The sequence below is a fragment of the Streptomyces sp. LX-29 genome (assembly GCF_029541745.1).
GTDB lineage: Bacteria > Actinomycetota > Actinomycetes > Streptomycetales > Streptomycetaceae > Streptomyces.
The window spans coordinates 4,048,895-4,065,200 of record NZ_CP089746.1 but is presented as its reverse complement, the minus strand read 5'-3'; the positions used below and the strand labels follow the sequence as shown (position 1 = coordinate 4,065,200).

General features: G+C 72.5%; 16 protein-coding genes. 4 read left to right on the top strand and 12 right to left on the bottom strand.

Annotated features, from left to right (window positions below; all coding sequences use genetic code 11):
* Positions 1 to 124: 124 nt before the first annotated feature.
* From LRS74_RS17525 to LRS74_RS17490, 8 genes are all read right to left on the bottom strand, one after another.
* Entirely contained in the window at positions 125 to 1,726 is a 1,602-nt protein-coding gene (locus LRS74_RS17525) for an MFS transporter (RefSeq protein WP_277741881.1), read from the bottom strand.
* 190 nt (positions 1,727 to 1,916) lie between these two features.
* Positions 1,917 to 2,957: a class II fructose-bisphosphate aldolase gene (gene fbaA, locus LRS74_RS17520; protein ID WP_277744799.1), complete on the bottom strand. Its 1,041-nt coding sequence runs from the start codon at positions 2,955 to 2,957 to the stop codon at positions 1,917 to 1,919.
* A 175-nt stretch (positions 2,958 to 3,132) separates the two neighbouring features.
* On the bottom strand, positions 3,133 to 3,672 hold the full coding sequence (gene pyrE, locus LRS74_RS17515; RefSeq protein WP_144383288.1) for an orotate phosphoribosyltransferase: 540 nt from the start codon (positions 3,670 to 3,672) through the stop codon (positions 3,133 to 3,135).
* 31 nt (positions 3,673 to 3,703) lie between these two features.
* Positions 3,704 to 4,531, bottom strand: a complete 828-nt coding sequence (locus tag LRS74_RS17510) for an aldose 1-epimerase (protein WP_277741880.1) — start codon at positions 4,529 to 4,531, stop codon at positions 3,704 to 3,706.
* Between the two features lie 43 nt (positions 4,532 to 4,574).
* Entirely contained in the window at positions 4,575 to 5,354 is a 780-nt protein-coding gene (locus LRS74_RS17505; RefSeq protein ID WP_277741879.1) for an SRPBCC family protein, read from the bottom strand.
* Positions 5,355 to 5,458: 104 nt separating this feature from the next.
* The gene (locus LRS74_RS17500; RefSeq protein ID WP_277744798.1) at positions 5,459 to 7,108 is read right to left on the bottom strand and encodes a polyamine aminopropyltransferase; all 1,650 of its coding nucleotides are present in this window, start codon (positions 7,106 to 7,108) and stop codon (positions 5,459 to 5,461) included.
* 200 nt (positions 7,109 to 7,308) lie between these two features.
* Positions 7,309 to 7,827: a DUF2617 family protein gene (locus LRS74_RS17495; RefSeq protein WP_277741878.1), complete on the bottom strand. Its 519-nt coding sequence runs from the start codon at positions 7,825 to 7,827 to the stop codon at positions 7,309 to 7,311.
* Positions 7,828 to 8,127: 300 nt separating this feature from the next.
* Positions 8,128 to 8,391, bottom strand: coding sequence for a hypothetical protein (locus tag LRS74_RS17490; protein WP_277741877.1), 264 nt, complete (start codon positions 8,389 to 8,391; stop codon positions 8,128 to 8,130).
* Positions 8,392 to 8,525: 134 nt separating this feature from the next.
* Between LRS74_RS17490 and LRS74_RS17485 the strand changes: the two genes are divergently transcribed.
* On the top strand, positions 8,526 to 9,731 hold the full coding sequence (locus LRS74_RS17485; RefSeq protein ID WP_277741876.1) for a pyridoxal phosphate-dependent aminotransferase: 1,206 nt from the start codon (positions 8,526 to 8,528) through the stop codon (positions 9,729 to 9,731).
* 155 nt (positions 9,732 to 9,886) lie between these two features.
* A complete protein-coding gene (locus LRS74_RS17480; RefSeq protein ID WP_277741875.1) occupies positions 9,887 to 11,056 on the top strand; it encodes a hypothetical protein in 1,170 nt (389 codons plus the stop codon).
* 30 nt (positions 11,057 to 11,086) lie between these two features.
* Here the strand turns inward: LRS74_RS17480 and LRS74_RS17475 are convergent, their stop codons facing one another.
* Both LRS74_RS17475 and clpB read right to left on the bottom strand, forming a co-directional pair.
* Positions 11,087 to 11,629, bottom strand: a complete 543-nt coding sequence (locus tag LRS74_RS17475) for a YbjN domain-containing protein (protein ID WP_277741874.1) — start codon at positions 11,627 to 11,629, stop codon at positions 11,087 to 11,089.
* 161 nt (positions 11,630 to 11,790) lie between these two features.
* Complete coding sequence (clpB, locus tag LRS74_RS17470) at positions 11,791 to 14,376, bottom strand: ATP-dependent chaperone ClpB (protein WP_277741873.1); 2,586 nt, start codon at positions 14,374 to 14,376, stop codon at positions 11,791 to 11,793.
* 220 nt (positions 14,377 to 14,596) lie between these two features.
* Here clpB and LRS74_RS17465 point away from each other — a divergent pair, with 220 nt between their 5' ends.
* Entirely contained in the window at positions 14,597 to 15,169 is a 573-nt protein-coding gene (locus LRS74_RS17465) for a Uma2 family endonuclease (RefSeq protein ID WP_277741872.1), read from the top strand.
* A 60-nt stretch (positions 15,170 to 15,229) separates the two neighbouring features.
* Positions 15,230 to 15,649, top strand: a complete 420-nt coding sequence (locus LRS74_RS17460; RefSeq protein ID WP_144383279.1) for a pyridoxamine 5'-phosphate oxidase family protein — start codon at positions 15,230 to 15,232, stop codon at positions 15,647 to 15,649.
* Here LRS74_RS17460 and LRS74_RS17455 read toward each other — a convergent pair.
* Both LRS74_RS17455 and LRS74_RS17450 read right to left on the bottom strand, forming a co-directional pair.
* Entirely contained in the window at positions 15,630 to 15,923 is a 294-nt protein-coding gene (locus LRS74_RS17455) for a hypothetical protein (RefSeq protein WP_277741871.1), read from the bottom strand. The two genes, LRS74_RS17460 and LRS74_RS17455, sit on opposite strands and share 20 nt — an antisense overlap.
* A 17-nt stretch (positions 15,924 to 15,940) precedes the next feature.
* Positions 15,941 to 16,300, bottom strand: coding sequence for a cupin domain-containing protein (locus LRS74_RS17450; RefSeq protein ID WP_144383277.1), 360 nt, complete (start codon positions 16,298 to 16,300; stop codon positions 15,941 to 15,943).
* Positions 16,301 to 16,306: the final 6 nt, after the last annotated feature.

Below are 16,306 nucleotides of genomic sequence, written 5' to 3'. Positions count from 1 at the left end.
CAGTCTGCCGGACCGGGGGCCGGACGGACGCGTCGCGTACCCCACGGGTACGGGCCGGTGGGGGCGGGTGGGGGCCGGTACGGGCCCGTGAGGCCGGTGCGTCGACGGCGGGCCCGGCCGGCGGCTACGGCTCGCGCGCGCGGCCCGGGCGGGGCCGCTCGCCCGGGTCCAGCGGCGGGGACACCACACCGCAGTGGTAGGTGCACTCGAGGTGACAGTGCTCCTCGCACTCGCCGGCCTCCGGGGTCCCGGCCGCCGGCCGCCCCTCGCTGGCCGGGACCGCCTCGCCGGGGGCGGGGGCGGGCGCGGGGGCGGGCTTCTCCTCCAGCACGTCGTCGCGGACCGTGCACCAGGCGATCAGCGCCCCCAGGACCAGCAGGCCGGCGCAGATCAGCATGGCCCTGACGAAGGCGGCGTCGAACGCGTCGGCCTCCCGGTACGCCTCCGGCCCCATCCCGGCGAGCAGCGGCAGCGCGGCGACGGCCATCAGCCCGGCGGCTCGGGCGACCGCGTTGTTGACGCCGCTGGCGAGCCCGGCGCGCGCCACCTCGACGGAGGCCAGGACGGTGGCGGTCAGCGGGGCCACCAGCAGGACCATGCCGGCGCCGAGGACCAGCAGCGCGGGCAGGATCACGGTCCAGTACGAGGCGCCGGGCCCGGCCCGCGTCATCAGCAGGATCCCGACCGCGCACAGCAGCGGACCCACCGTGAGCGGGATGCGGGGCCCGATCCGCTGGCCGAGCTCGCCCGAGCGCGCGGAGAGCAGCAGCATCAGCAGGGTGGTCGGGAGCAGCGCGGTGCCGGCGGCCAGCGCCGAGTAGTCGAGGACGACCTGGAGCTGGAGCACGGAGAGGAAGAAGAAGCCGCTGAAGGCGGCGTAGACGCACAGGGTGACGGTGTTGACCGCGGTGAACTGCCGGGAGCGGAAGATCCGCGGCGGCAGCATGGGGGCGGGGAGCCGTCGCTCCAGCACGACGAACGCGGCCCCGAGCAGCAGCCCGCCGACGCCGGAGGCGATCACCGCCGGGGAGGGCCCCTGTTCGGGCGCGGCGATCAGGGCGTACGTGACGGCGCCCAGCGCGAGCGCGCCGAGCACGGCGCCCGCGACATCGAAGCGACCGCCGGCGTCGGGGTCGCGGCTCTCGGGGACGTGCCGGAGCGCGACGGGCACACAGACGGCGGCCAGCGGCACGTTGAGGAAGAACACCCAGCGCCAGCCCGGCCCGTCCACCAGCCAGCCGCCGAGGAACGGTCCGACCGCCGCGGCGACGCCGCCGAGCCCGGACCAGGCGCCGACCGCGCGGGCCCGCTGGTCGGGGTGGAAGCTGGCCTGGATCAGCGCCAGGGAGCCGGGGGTGAGGAGGGCACCGCCGATGCCCTGGAGGGCGCGAGCGGCGATGAGCACCCCGGCGCTGGGGGCCAGCCCGCACAGCAGCGAGGCCAGCGCGAACCAGACCACGCCGACCACGAAGATCCGCCGCCGCCCGAAGCGGTCGCCCAGCGCGCCGCCGAGCAGGATCAGGCCGGCGAGCGTGAGCATGTAGGCGTTGACGGTCCACTGGAGCGCCGCCAGGTCGGCGTCGAGGTCCTCCCCGATGCGGGGCAGCGCGACATTGACCACCGTGCTGTCGAGCATCGCCATCCCGGATCCGAGCACGGCGGTCAGCAGCACCCAGCGGCCCCGCGGCTGGGCGAGCCGCAGTGCGCCGGCGACGGTGTCGCTCATAGGGGGATGATGCCTCGCGGGGGCGCGGTGTGCGCGGTGGCCGGCCGCATCCCCGCCCACGTCACGCGGGCCGGCCCGCCGGACGACACCGGGGACCCGGCCGCCGGACGCACGAGGGCCCGGCCGCACCGGACGCACGAAGGCCCGGCCGCCGGGCGGCGGCCGGGCCCCTGTGCGGGCGCGCGAGGCGTTACTTCAGCTTGGTACCGGTGGAGCGCAGGTCCGCGCACGCCTTGGTGACGCGCTCGGCCATGCCCTTCTCCGCCAGCTTGCCCCAGCTGCGCGGGTCGTAGGTCTTCTTGTCGCCGACCTCGCCGTCGATCTTCAGGACGCCGTCGTAGTTGCGGAACATGTGGTCCGCGACCGGACGGGTGAAGGCGTACTGGGTGTCGGTGTCGAGGTTCATCTTCACGACGCCGTTCTCCAGCGCGGTGCGGATCTCCTCCTCGGTGGAGCCGGAGCCGCCGTGGAAGACGAAGTCGAACGGGTCGGCCTTGCCGTGCTTGGCGGCGATGCCGTCCTGGAGGTCACGGAGCAGCTCCGGGCGGAGCACGACGTTGCCCGGCTTGTAGACGCCGTGGACGTTGCCGAAGGAGGCGGCCAGCAGGTAGCGGCCCTTCTCGCCCAGGCCCAGCGCCTCGGCGGTGCGCTCCGCGTCGGCGACGGTGGTGTAGAGCTCGTCGTTGATCTCGTGGGTGACGCCGTCCTCCTCGCCACCGGTCGGGGTGATCTCGACCTCAAGGATGATCTTGGCCTTGACCGCCTCGGCGAGCAGCTCCTGGGCGATGGCCAGGTTGTCGTCGAGCTTCTCCGCGGAGCCGTCCCACATGTGGGACTGGAAGAGCGGGTTCTGGCCGGCCGCGACGCGCTCCTGCGAGATGGCCAGCAGCGGACGGACGTAGCCGTCGAGCTTGTCCTTCGGGCAGTGGTCGGTGTGCAGCGCGATGTTCACCGGGTACTTCTTGGCGACCACGTGCGCGAACTCGGCGAGGGCGACCGCACCGGACACCATGTCCTTGCTGTACTGCCCGCCCAGGAACTCGGCGCCACCGGTGGAGATCTGGATGATGCCGTCGCTCTCAGCCTCGGCGAAACCACGGAGTGCGGCGTGCAGCGTCTGCGTCGAGGTCACATTGATCGCCGGGTAGGCGAACTTGCCTGCCTTCGCCCGGTCAAGCATCTCGTTGTAGATCTCGGGGGATGCGATGGGCATCTGTCCGCTCCTTGTGATGTGGCGGGGTGTGGTTCTTGGCCCTGACCTAACCGGTGGGCGACGTCGTCGTCCGGCCCATCTTCCCAGACTCCTTCATTTGCTCCAGACGGCGCACTGCCCGGGCATCACAAAGGGGCGGGGTGTTTCACGTGAAACACCCCGCCCCTTGGTAAAGCCCCAGCTCAGAGCCCCGTCAGCCGAGGTCAAGATCGGCCAGCTGGAACGCGGGCACATAGCGCAGGCCCGCCTCCTCGATCGCCCCGGCCGCGCCGCGGTCCACGATCGTCGCGACCGCGACCACCTCGGCGCCGGCCTCCCGGGCCGCCTCCACCGCGGTCAACGGGGAGCCACCGGTGGTGGAGGTGTCCTCGACCACCAGCACCCGACGGCCCTTGATGTCCGGGCCCTCGATCCGGCGCTGCATGCCGTGGGTCTTCTGCGCCTTGCGCACCACGAAGGCGTCGAGCTTGCGCCCGCGCGCCGCGGCGGCGTGCAGCATCGACGTGGCCACCGGGTCCGCGCCCAGGGTCAACCCGCCCACGGCGTCGTACTCCAGGTCGGCCGTGGTGTCGAGCATGACCTGCCCGACCAGCGGCGCGGCCTCGGCATCGAGGGTGATCCGGCGCAGATCGATGTAGTAGTCGGCCTCCAGCCCGGAGGAGAGGGTGACCTTGCCGTGGACCACGGCCTTGTCCTTGATCTGCTGAAGCAGGGCGTCACGGGCATCGCTCATACGCACGAGCTTAAGCGCTCACGGCCGGCCGTCAGGCCAGTGCGCGCCAGCGCCACGTCGTGGACATCTCCAGCGGGTCGATGGGGGTGACCAGGCGCGGCAGGGTGTTCAGCCCGTTGGGCGGACCGGACTGCGGCTCGACGCACACCGCCTCCTCCAGCTCGTCGAAGACGACGACCCACTCACTGCGGCTGGTGACCTTCAGCTCCAGCTCGCCCGGCCAGGTGAGGGTGGTGTCCACGCCCTCCGGCATGCCGAAGCAGTCGTCCCACGGCCCGGGGCGGGGAGCGATACGGCGGCCGGTGGGCAGATGGTCGTCGCCCCGCTCCTCCTGCCACTCGGGGGTGAAGGAGAGCTCGACGTCCGAGCCGCCCCGCCCCAGGTTGCGCAGGAACCACGGGTGCCAGCCGGCCTGCGCCGGGAAGGAGTCGCCGGTCGCCTCCACGCTCATCGTGATCGTCAGGCCGCCCTCGGCCAGCTCGAACACCTGCGTGACCAGGCCCGGGTACGGCCAGGGCTCGGCGAGCTCGTAGGTGAAGACCGCGCTCGCCCCGTCCGCCCGCGCCGTGCGCCAGGCGGTGTCCCGACCGGTGCCGTGGATGGCGTGGGGCGGGGCGTTGACGGGAAGCTGGTGCCGCTCGCCGCCGTTGCGGAACTGCCCGAGTTCCACCCGTCCGCACCACGGCACCATCGGGAAGGCACCGAACTCGGCCCCCTGGCGCAGCACTTCCATGCCGCCGATCCGCAACGAGCCGATGCGGCAGCCGTGGTCCGGCAGCACGGTCAGTTCGGCGTCGCCGGCCGTGAGCCGAACACCCGTGGCCCCCGGGGAGCCTTGCGTGGAGTCGTCGATGGTCACGGGTCGACTCTAGGCGCCCGGGGGACGCCGAGGTAGCAGGCGCTCAGCGGCGGCGGCGCAACACCCGGCGGCCCACCACGACCGCGGACGCGAGCACCAGCGCGGCGGCCGGAGCCGCCCAGCGCAGGGCGAGCGAGGCCGGCGCGGCCTCGGGCGCGGGCACCGGGGCGTACCGGCCGCGCGGGGGCGCGTGGTCGACCTCCTCGGTGGAGCGGCCGATCATCGTGCGGCGGGCGTGCGCGGCCTCGGCCGGGGGCTCCTCGCCCGTCTCCTCGAAGCCGTCGAAGCCGTCCACCCCCTCCACGACCTCGCCGACGCGTGGGTCCAGGGAGGGCGGCGGCACATCGGCGTCGAAGAGGGAGGCGGACTCGCCCGCGACCGCCTCCGGATGGGCCTCCAGATCCGCCGTGAGCCCGGTCCCGAAACGATCCAGCAGTCGACGCGCGACCGCGTCCACCGACTCCGCGCCGGCCTCGGACAGCCGGCCCTCGCTGTGCGCGGTCCCGGAGCAGACCAGCAGCGTCCCGCCCTCCGCCGGCTTCGGGACGATCGTCAAGGAGATCCGCGCGGAGCCGTTCCCCCGCGCCTCGGTGCCCTCGCCCTCGGCGGTGAACACACCCTCGTGCCCGGCCACCCGCAACACCCCGCGATAGGTGATCGTGGAGCCGCCGACGCGGATGCGCAGCCGCCCGGCGATCGCATCGTCCGCCGAGGCGTCGGGGTCCCGATGCAGCCCGGGGATGCTACGGGCGACGCGGGCCGGGTCGGACAGGGCCCGGCGGACGGTGCCGACGGGGTACGGCACGAACACCTCATGCTCCATGACAACCGAGACTACCCACGATCCCCCGCACCAGTGCCGCACCCACCCGGACTTTCGTACCAACGGCCCCGGCCGCCCCCGTCGGACGGGGGCGGCGGCGCGGCTCAACCCCGGTAGCGCGGATGCATCAGGGTGGAGACGGGCAGCCCGGCCACGCGCTCCCGGGCCGCACCGCGCCGGCCCGCCCACAGCGCCTCCTCGGTCAGCGAGCGGAGGGCGGGCGCCCATGCGGGCAGCCGCAGCTCGGGACGGGCGCGACCGGCCAGCAGAAAGGCCCAGTCGTCCGGGGCGTCGGCCGAGGAGAAGCGTTCCAGCCGACCGGCACGGACGGGCACCCGACCACCGACCGTGTACGGCACGGGGTGCAGTCCCACCGACCGGATCGTGGCGTCGACCGTCCAGTACGCGCGCGGCCGTGCGCTGAGGGCGCCCGCGTGGACCACCAGCCGCCCGCCGGGCGCGAGCACCCGCCGCACCAGCCCGTAGAACTCCTGGGAGTAGAGCTTGGCGGTGTCGGTCGGACCGGGCTCGGGGAGGTCGGAGACGACCACGTCGTAGCCGTCGTGTGTGGGCCCCCGCGCCCGCAGCCAGGCGAAGGCGTCCCCGATGTCCACGCGCACCCGCCGATCGGCGAGCGACCCGGCGTTGAGGGCGGACAGTTCGGGGTGGGTGCGGGCCAACTCGACCAGCTCCGCGTCGCGTTCGACGACGGTGACCGACTCCACGCCCGCGTACCGCAGGATCTCCCGCGCCGCGAGCCCGTCGCCGCCGCCCAGCACCAGCACCCGGCGGTGCGGGCCGGCCATCGCCGGGTGCACCAGCGCCTCGCCGTAGCGATGGGCGTCCCGCCCGCTCAACCGCAGCCGCCCGTCGAGGAAGAGGGACAGCGGCCGCCCGGTGCCCCCGCCCCCGGTCAGCACCACCTCCTGGACCGGGGTGTCCAGCGCCAGCCGCACCTCCGCCCCGTACACCGCCCGCCGCGCGGCCCTCTCGAAGGGGCCGGTCAGCACGGCGCCGACGGCCAACAGGGAGAGGACCAGCAGGTTGGCCACCACCAGCGTCCAGCGCGCCCGCGCCGTCAGGTCGCCGCGGAAGAGCCACAGCACCAGCACCCCACCCGCGATCGCGTTGACCGCGCCGGTCAGCAGCGCCCCGGTCAGCTGCCCCAGCGCGGGCAGCAGCAGAAAGGGGAAGGCCAGTCCGCCGACGAGCGCGCCCACATAGTCGGCCGCGAACAGATCGGCCACCGCGCCGCCCGCGTCCTGTCGCCGCACCCGCTGGATCAGCGTCATCAACAGCGGCACCTCGGCGCCGATCAACACCCCGATGGCCAGGGAGAAGCCCACCAGCGCGAGGCAGGGGCGGCCGACCCAGGCGAAGCACGCGTACAGCGCCATCGCCGAGCCCCCGCCGACCAGCGCCAGCACCGCCTCGATCGCCCCGAACCCGACCGCGGCCCGGCAGCGCAATCGCTTGGCGAGCAGGGATCCGATGCCCATGGCGAAGACCATCAGCGACAGCACCACGGACGCCTGGGTGACCGAGTCCCCCGTCAGATACGAGGCCAGGGCCACCAGTTCCAGCTCGTAGACCAGGCCGCAGGCGGCGCAGACGAAGGCGGTGAGCAGCAGCAGGAAGCGGCCGAGCCCGGCCGGCACGGGCAACCGCGGCGCACCCTCCACGGGAGCGTCCGGCGCCGGCTCCCGGCTCGGCTCCGGGGACGCGCCCGGGACGGTGGGCAGCGGCGACTCCATCACGAAGGGAACGCTACGTCACTACCCCTTCACCCTCTGTCACCCACGCGAGTGCAATGCCCCTCGCCGACGGGCGAGTTGAGGTCGGTCGAGGCTGTCCATCCAGCCCCGGGAGAGCTCTCGGGCCCCACCCGTTTCACCGCCAAGCGGGCCCCGTCCACGCGGGCGGGACGCCCGCCGGGCCTCGGGGAGGGGGAGACCTAGAGAGACGCCGCGACCCGTACCCCCACGCGGGTACGGGTCGCGACCAGTCGCCCCTCCTGCGGATAGGCGTGCCAGGTGCGCCAGCCCACCCGCCCTTCGTGTCGCTGGGCGAGCATCGCCGTAAAAGCGTGCGGGCTGCCCGGAAAGGTTCCGGCCAGCCCGTGCGGGTGGTCAGCGACGAGCGCGAGCAACTCTTGAGCACGTCCGGCGAAGGAGCCGCGGGACAGCGTCTCCACCCGCGCGGCGAACTCGTACTCCCGGTCGCCGACCAGCGTGGACACCCCCAGGGGAAGCGGGGTGCTGCTGCCGGGCATACAGGCGACCGTCTCCGAGCACATGCCGTGCGCCTCGTCGAGGATCACCTGATGGGAGGCGCCGAGCAGCCTCAACTGCACCGACGCCTCGCCGAATCGGAGGTCGAGGACCGCGAGGGCGGGGAGGGGCTCTCGCCCGAGACACCAGGCGAGATCGGCGGCACGGGTGTCGATATAGGCCGTCTTAAGGGTCGTGAGCATGGATCGGCTCCGCAAGCACGCAGTGAGAGAAGGTGGGCCGGACCGTCCCGGGGAGGACCTGGTCTTCGGGTACGCGGCTCGTGCCTACGTGGGGTCCGTAGGGTCCGGGAATACGGAATCATGAAATGAGCGGCGCCACAGCGTTTTTGCCCATCTTCACCGGGTTTCCATCCCCGCGGGCGCAGGCACGTTCACCTGTTCAACCAGTATGCGCCCGGCGTGCATGGGCACGCCGGGCGCATTGCAATCGTGAACTCTTCGGCGAGTGCGCGTGGCACGGGACAACGGCATCAGCCGCCGTCAGCTGCCCCCGCCACCGCCGCAGCCGCCCCCGCCGCCACCGCCGCAGGAGGAGGAACTGCTGCACGAGGAGCTGCTTCCGCAGGAGGACGAGCCGCCGCAGGACGAGCCGCCGCCGCTCCCCGCCCACCAGCTGTCGTTGCTGGAGCGCCGCGACGAGCCGCCACGCGAACCCCCGCCACCGCGGCGCGAGGTCGAGGCCACCGCCGCCACCCCCGTCACCACCAGCGCGATCAGCACCACGACCAGGAAGATCTCGACCATCAGCCCTCACTCTCCTTACTTCCCCCGTGTCCCCCGAAGCGAGGTCCACTCCGTATGTGCTGGGCTGATTCCCTGGCCGAATCGCGACGAAAGCAGAGTTGAGGAAGTCCAGAGGTTCACCGCACGATGTCGTCATGGCTCCCATCGACGCACCGGACTCCCGGACCGAACGGCCGCTGCTCAACCGACGCCTCGCCGAGTTCGGCACCACGATCTTCGCCGAGATGTCGGCCCTGGCCGCCCGCACCGGCGCCATCAACCTCGGTCAGGGCTTCCCCGACACCGACGGACCCGACTCCGTGCGGGAGGCCGCGGTGCGCGCCCTGCGCGAGGGCCGCGGGAACCAGTACCCGCCCGGCCCCGGCGTCCCCGAACTGCGGACGGCGATCGCCGAGCACCAGCGGCGCTGGTACGGGCTGTCCTACGACCCCGACACCGAGGTGCTCGTCACCGCGGGCGCCACGGAGGCGATCGCCGCCTCGCTGCTGGCACTGCTGGAGCCCGGCGACGAGGTGATCGCCCTGGAGCCCTACTACGACTCGTACGCGGCGTGCGTCGCGATGGCGGGCGGCACCCGGGTCCCGGTGACACTGCGGCCGGACGCCGCGACCGGCACGTACCACCTGGACGTGGACGAACTGCGGGCCGCCGTCACCGACCGCACCCGGCTCATCCTGCTCAACACCCCGCACAACCCCACCGGCACCGTCCTCACCCGCGAGGAGCTGACCGCCGTCGCGGAGCTGGCCTGCGAGCGCGATCTGCTCGTGGTCACCGACGAGGTCTACGAGCACCTCGTCTACGGCACCGAGCACACCCCGCTGGCGAGCCTCCCCGGCATGCGGGAGCGCACCGTCACCATCAGCTCGGCCGGCAAGACCTTCTCCTTCACCGGCTGGAAGGTGGGCTGGGTGACCGCCGCGCCGCCGCTGGTCGCCGCCGTCCGGTCCGCGAAGCAGTACCTCACCTTCGTCTCCGCCGGCCCCTTCCAGTACGCCGTCGCCGAGGCGCTGCGGCTGCCCGACTCGTACTTCCACGCGCTGCGCCGGGACCACCACGCCAGGCGGGACCTGCTGGCCGACGGCCTGCGGAACGCGGGCTTCACCGTCTACCGACCGGCCGGCACGTACTTCATCACCACCGACATCCGCCCGCTCGGCCACACGGACGGCTTCGCGTTCTGCCGCGCCCTGCCCGAGCGCTGCGGCGTCGTCGCCATCCCGAACGCCGTCTTCTACGACCACCGGGAGCAGGGCGCCCCCTTCGTCCGCTTCGCCTTCTGCAAGCGCACCGCCGTCCTCGAGGAGGCCGTGGACCGGCTGAAGTCCCTGGCGGGCTGAGCGGGGGGCTGACCCGACCGGGTGCAATCGCAGCGTGCCCGCTCGCGCGCGCGGGGTCCATCACGCATCGTCGGTGGTGTCGAGCCCCCGCCGCATTCCCGGGGGCTCGACGCCTGCCCCGCGCCCGCCCGGCCCCGCCCCGGAGGTGCTGCCCCGTGCCGCCGACCGCCACCGCCGCGCCCGTAGCGACCCCACGGAAGGACCCCGGCTCACTGCGTCGGGCGGCGCCGGCCCTCGCGCTGTACGCGGCGACACGGCTGGCCGGGATGGTGTGCATGGCGGCGTGGGCGTGGTGGATCGGCAAGCACCCGCGCACGCTGCTCGGGTTCTCCTGGGACGGCATGTGGTACACGGGCATCGCCCGCTACGGCTACGGCGTCGGCTTCCCCGTCGCCGGCGGGCCCCATCAGACCTTCAGCGACCTGGCCTTCTTCCCCCTGCTGCCCGGTCTGGTGCGGGCGGTGGCGACGATCACCCCACTGGGCGCGGTCAGCGCCGGACTGCTGGTGGCCTGGGTGGCCGCGGGCGTCGCGGCCTGGGGCATCTACGCCATCGGGGAGCTGCTGTACGGGCGCCGGGTGGCCACCCTGCTGGTGGTGCTGTGGGGGGTGCTGCCCCACGCCATCGTGCAGTCGATGGTCTACACCGAACCGCTGATGACGGCGTTGGCCGCCTGGTCGCTGTACGCGCTGCTGACCCACCGCTGGCTGTGGGCCGGGGCGCTGGCGCTGCTGGCCGGGGTCTCCCGGCCCAGCGGCGTCGCGGTACCGGCCGCGGTCTGCGTCTGCGCGGCGGTGGAGCTGTGGCGGGGCGGCCGGGCCGGCCGGCGGCGATGGCGGGTGTGGACGGCCGCCGCGGTGGCCCCGCTGGGCTGGCTCGGCTATGTGGCCTGGGTCGGCGTCCAGCGCGGCGGGCCCCTGGGCTACTTCAAGGTGCAGGAGGAGTGGGGCTCGCACTTCGACTTCGGGATCGGCGCGCTGCGCTACGTGCGCCACCTGCTGATCGGCCAGGACCTCCTGGCCGCCTACATGGTCCCGGTGATCGTCGCCGCCGCGCTGGTGTGTCTGGCGCTGCTGGTGCTGGACCGGCCGCCGCTGGCGCTGCTGGTCTACACCCTCGCCCTGACGGTCATCGCGCTCGGCGGCGACGGCTACTTCCCCTCCAAGCCGCGCTTCCTGCTGCCGGCGTTCCCGCTGCTGCTGCCGGCGGCGCTGGCCATGGCGAGAGCCCGGCGGCGCACCGTCCTGGTGACGGTCGGCGCGCTGGCCGGGCTCTCCTGGTGTTACGGCACATATCTGCTCACGGTCGCGCCCATTCCGATGTGATCGGCGTGCGCGGCCCGCGAACGGGGGTGATCAGCTCTGGTCGCCGTCGGGCGACGGGCCGTCACCTTCCTCGGACTCGATGTCGGACTCGAGACCCAGCTGCTCCACCAGCCACCGGTCGAACTCGATCGACGCCCGCACCCAGCTGACCGTGCTGGACACGAAGTGCTCCAGGCTGACGCCGGTGCCGATCAGCATCTGCGCCTCGCCGATCAGCCGGACGGTGCCGTCGTCGTTGGTGTGGCTGTAGACCTTCGGCCACAGGGTGCGACGGTTCCAGTCGTCGATGACCTCGAGAAGCTGGTGCTTCCGCTCGATCTCGTGCGGCCGGTCGTAGAACGTACGAACCGAGAAGACCTGCTGCTCCTGCTCGCCGCGGAACATGAAGTACGTCCGGAACTGCTCCCACGGCGCGGCGAGGTCACCCTCGTCGTCGACGACGTACTTCAGCTCCATCTGCTCGAGCAGCTGCTTGACCAGGTCCTGGTCCGGAATGACTGGGCCCGCGGGGCCGGTCGGCTCCGGTTCGGGCTGGCCCCCGAAATTCGGAATCGAGGACGGGTCGATGCTCACCGTGGATTTCCCTTCGTACGGATGCCGCCATCCTCCCCCACACCCGCCCCGTCCCCGCAACCCCGACTCGACCTCGGGCCCGCCCGGCACCGGAAACCACGCCGCCGGCGGGCACGGCCGCCGCGGGCGCCCGCGGGGGCCCGGCCACGCCGGCGGCGGGGTCACCGCGCTGGGCCCACCAGCAGCTCGTCCCCGACCCGCGAGACCCGCACCGTGTCGCCCTCGCGGACCTCCCCGGCGAGGATCTCCCGCGCCAGCCGGTCGCCGATGACGGTCTGCACCAGGCGGCGCAGCGGCCGGGCGCCGTACGCCGGGTCGTTGCCCTCCTCGGCCAGCCAGACGAGCGCCTCGGGGCTGACCTCCAGGCTGAGCCGCCGCTCGGCCAGCCGTCGGGCCAGCCGATCGACCTGGAGCTGGGCGATGCGCTCCAGCTCGCCCAGGGAGAGGGCGGAGAAGACCACGATGTCGTCCAGCCGGTTCAGGAACTCCGGCTTGAAGGCGGTACGCACGGTGTCCAGGACCCGCTTCCGCTTCTCCTCGTCGCCCATCGCGGGGTCGACCAGATACTGGCTGCCCAGGTTGGAGGTGAGGATCAGGATGGTGTTGCGGAAGTCGACCGTCCGGCCCTGGCCGTCGGTGAGCCTGCCGTCGTCCAGCACCTGGAGCAGGATGTCGAAGACCTCCGGATGGGCCTTCTCCACCTCGTCCAGCAGCACCACGCTGTACGGGCGGCGGCGCACCGCCTCGGTCAGCTGACCGCCCTCCTCGTAGCCGACGTAGCCGGGCGGGGCGCCGACCAGCCGGGCCACGCTGTGCTTCTCGCCGTACTCGCTCATGTCGATGCGGACCATGGCCCGCTCGTCGTCGAAGAGGAAGTCCGCGAGGGCCTTGGCCAGCTCGGTCTTGCCGACGCCGGTGGGGCCGAGGAAGAGGAAGGAACCGGTGGGCCGGTCGGGGTCGGCGATCCCGGCGCGGGTGCGCCGCACCGCGTCGGAGACCGCGCGCACGGCCTCGGTCTGGCCGATCAGCCGCCGGCCCAGCTCCTCCTCCATGCGCAGCAGCTTCTGGGTCTCGCCCTCCAGCAGCCGCCCGGCCGGGATGCCGGTCCAGGAGCCGACGACATCGGCCACGTCGTCCGGGCCGACCTCGTCCTTGACCATGGTCTCCTTCTTGGCCTCCTCCTCCGCCGCGGCGGCCGCCTCCAGCTCGCGCTCCACCCCCGGGATCTCCCCGTAGAGCAGCTTGGAGGCGGTGTCGAAGTCGCCGTCGCGCTGGGCGCGCTCGGCCTGGCCGCGCAGGTCGTCCAGCCGCTCCTTGAGCGCGCCGACCCGGTTCAGCCCCTCCTTCTCCTTCTCCCAGCGGGCGGTCAGGCCGCGCAGCTCCTCCTCCTTGTCGGCGAGGTCGCGGCGCAGCCGCTCCAGCCGCTCCCGGCTGGCGTCGTCCGACTCGTTCTTCAGCGCCAGCTCCTCCATCTTCAGCCGGTCCACCTGGCGCTGGAGCTCGTCGATCTCCATGGGGGAGGAGTCGATCTCCATGCGCAGCCGGGAGGCCGCCTCGTCGACCAGGTCGATCGCCTTGTCGGGGAGGAAGCGGGAGGTGATGTACCGGTCGGAGAGGGTGGCCGCGGCCACCAGCGCGCCGTCCGCGATCTGCACCTTGTGGTGCGCCTCGTACCGACCCTTGAGGCCGCGCAGGATGGCGATGGTGTCCTCGACGGTCGGCTCCGCGACCAGCACCTGCTGGAAGCGGCGCTCCAGCGCCGGGTCCTTCTCGATCCGCTCCCGGTACTCGTCCAGAGTGGTGGCGCCGACCATGCGCAGCTCGCCGCGGGCCAGCATCGGCTTGAGCATGTTCCCCGCGTCCATGGCGGAGTCGCCGCCGGCGCCCGCGCCGACGACCGTGTGCAGCTCGTCGATGAAGGTGATGATCCGACCGTCGGAGTCCTTGATCTCCTTCAGGACGGACTTCAGCCGCTCCTCGAACTCGCCCCGGTACTTCGCCCCCGCGACCATCGCCCCCAGGTCGAGGGCGACCAGCCGCTTGTTCCGCAGCGACTCGGGCACATCGCCCTTGACGATCCGCTGGGCCAGGCCCTCCACGACCGCGGTCTTGCCGACGCCGGGCTCGCCGATCAGCACCGGGTTGTTCTTGGTGCGCCGGGAGAGCACCTGCACCACCCGACGGATCTCGTGGTCCCGGCCGATGACGGGGTCGAGCTTGCCGTCGCGGGCGGCGGCGGTGAAGTCGGTGCCGAACTTCTCCAGGGCCTTGTACGTCCCCTCGGGGTCGGCGCTGGAGACGCGCTGGGTGCCCCGGATGTCCTCGAAGGCCGCCAGCAGCTTCTTGGCGGAGGCGCCCTGGTCGTCCAGCACCTGCCCGGCCTGTCCGCCCTTGGCGGCGATCCCGATCAGCAGGTGCTCGGTGGAGACGAACGCGTCCCCGAGCCCGCGGGCGCGCTGCGAGGCGTCCGCCAGCACGGCCAGCAGCTCCCGGTTGGGGCGCGGCGGGGCCACGGTCGACCCCTGCACGCTGGGCAGGCGGGCCAGCAGCCGCTCGGACTCCGAGCGCACGGCGGCCGCGTCGGCCTCGACGGCGGCCAGCAGGTCCATCAGGTTCTCGTTGTCCTGCCCCTGGAGCAGGGCGAGCAGCAGATGCGCGGGGGTGAGGTCCGCGTGTCCGGCGGACACCGCCCGCTCATTGGCGGCGCTCAGCGCGGCCTGGCTCTTGTTGGTCAGCTCGGCGTCCACGGCCTGTGATCCTCCTGATTCTCGCCCGGGCAAAACCCTGCCATGGTCAGCGTACGATAAGTTGAGTCTATTCCGCTCAAGGCTGTCGCGGAGCCCCTTCCCGTAGCCGGACGGGGGCGTGGGCCACTCCTGCGGGTGAACGGGTCGGATAAACACTCTGCCGCCCCCGGCTACCGGGAAACACTGGCGTCCGACCACAAGGAGGGGCAGCATGACGGCTATGGCGCAAGAGCCCAAGCTCACGCAGGACGACATCCTCCTGGCTGACTTTCTGGCCCTGAACACCCCCGAGGGGTACAGGGCAGAGCTCATCGAGGGGGAGATCGTTGTGACACCACCACCGGATGGCGATCACGAGGACTACCTGGACACGGTCACCTGGCAGGTGTCCCACAAGGCCGCGACACGCATGAGTCACTCCGGTAACAAGGGGCTCATCGTCCCCAGCGCCGGATCGCCGAGCGCGAACCACGTCATCCCCGACGCCACCTTCGCCCCTCGTGAGCTGCGGCTCTTCAGGGGCGCCCCGTCGTGGATGGAGTGCGACGGCATCGCCATGGTGGTCGAGGTGACCTCCAGCCGGGCCGAGGCCGACCGGGTCGGAAAGCGCAAGGGTTACGCCCGCGCCGGGATCCCGCTCTACCTGCTGATCGACCGCGACGAGTCCATGGTCACCCTGTTCAGCCAGCCCGAGGGGCGGGACTACACGGACGCGCACTCCACGGCGTTCGGCAAGCCGCTCCCTCTCCCCGCGCCCTTCGACTTCGAGTTGGACACCGCGGACTTCCTCTGACCGACCGCGAGCCTCACCGACGCCGGTCCCCCGCCGGGGGTCGGCGTCTAGGCTGCCCCCATGGCCATGGACCCGCGGAACCCGGACCCCGACTACCTCGCCTTCTGGCGCGAGCGGCAGCTGTGCACGCTGACCACGCTGCGGCCCAACGGAACCCCGCACGTCGTGCCCGTGGGCGTCACCTACGACCCGGAGGCCGGGCTGGCGCGCGTGATCACCCGCAAGGACAGCCGGAAGGTGGCGAACATCCTCGCCACGAGCCCGGAGCCGGCCCCGGTCGCCGTCTGCCAGTGGGCCGACGTCCGCTGGGCCACCCTGGAGGGGCTCGCCGTCGTGCGCACCGAACCCGAGCTGATCGCCGACGCCGTGCGCCGCTACGCGGAACGCTACGAGCGCACTCCCGCCCCGAACCCGGACCGGGTCCTGATCGAGATCACCCTCACCCGTGCCCTGGGCCGGGTCACGGCTCCTCGTCGATGACCTCCAGGTTCATGAAGCGCGGCTCGCTCTCGCACAGCCTGCGGAACTCCTCCGCGATCTTCTGCGTCTCCGGCAGCTCGTTGTTCCTCATCGCCTGCTCGTACGAGGGGAACTCGACGATGTCCACGTAGTGGGTCGGTCGCTCGCGGTCCCGGGTGTGGAACTCCCGGGTCACCGTGCGCCGGCCCTCGGTGGCCATCATCCACTCGTCGAACAGCCGCGACATCTCCTCTTCCTGTGTGGTCTCGTACTCGATGACCTGCACGAACTTCATGACCCGACCTCCAGCGGTCAGTCGCTCTTCGCGTACTCCCTGGCCATGGCGCCGGCGAAGTCGTAGAGAACCACCGGCTCGTCCCCCACCACCCAGGCGTCGTGCCCCGACGGGAGCACGAACACGTCGCCCGGCCCCACCTCGGCCTCCGCGCCGTCGTTCATCCGAAGGCGCATGCGGCCCTGGACCACGAAGCAGTTGTGGTGCACCTCGCAGCTGTCCGTGCCCGCGATCGGCGCCACCGACTCGGACCAGCGCCAGCCCGGCTCGAAGGTGCCCACGGCGAAGTCCAACCCGCTCAGGTGCAGGGCTTCGAGGTGACCTTGGGGGAAATCGCGCCGCTCGTCCGGCTTCTCGATCGTCTTGACCTCGATCATGGTTGT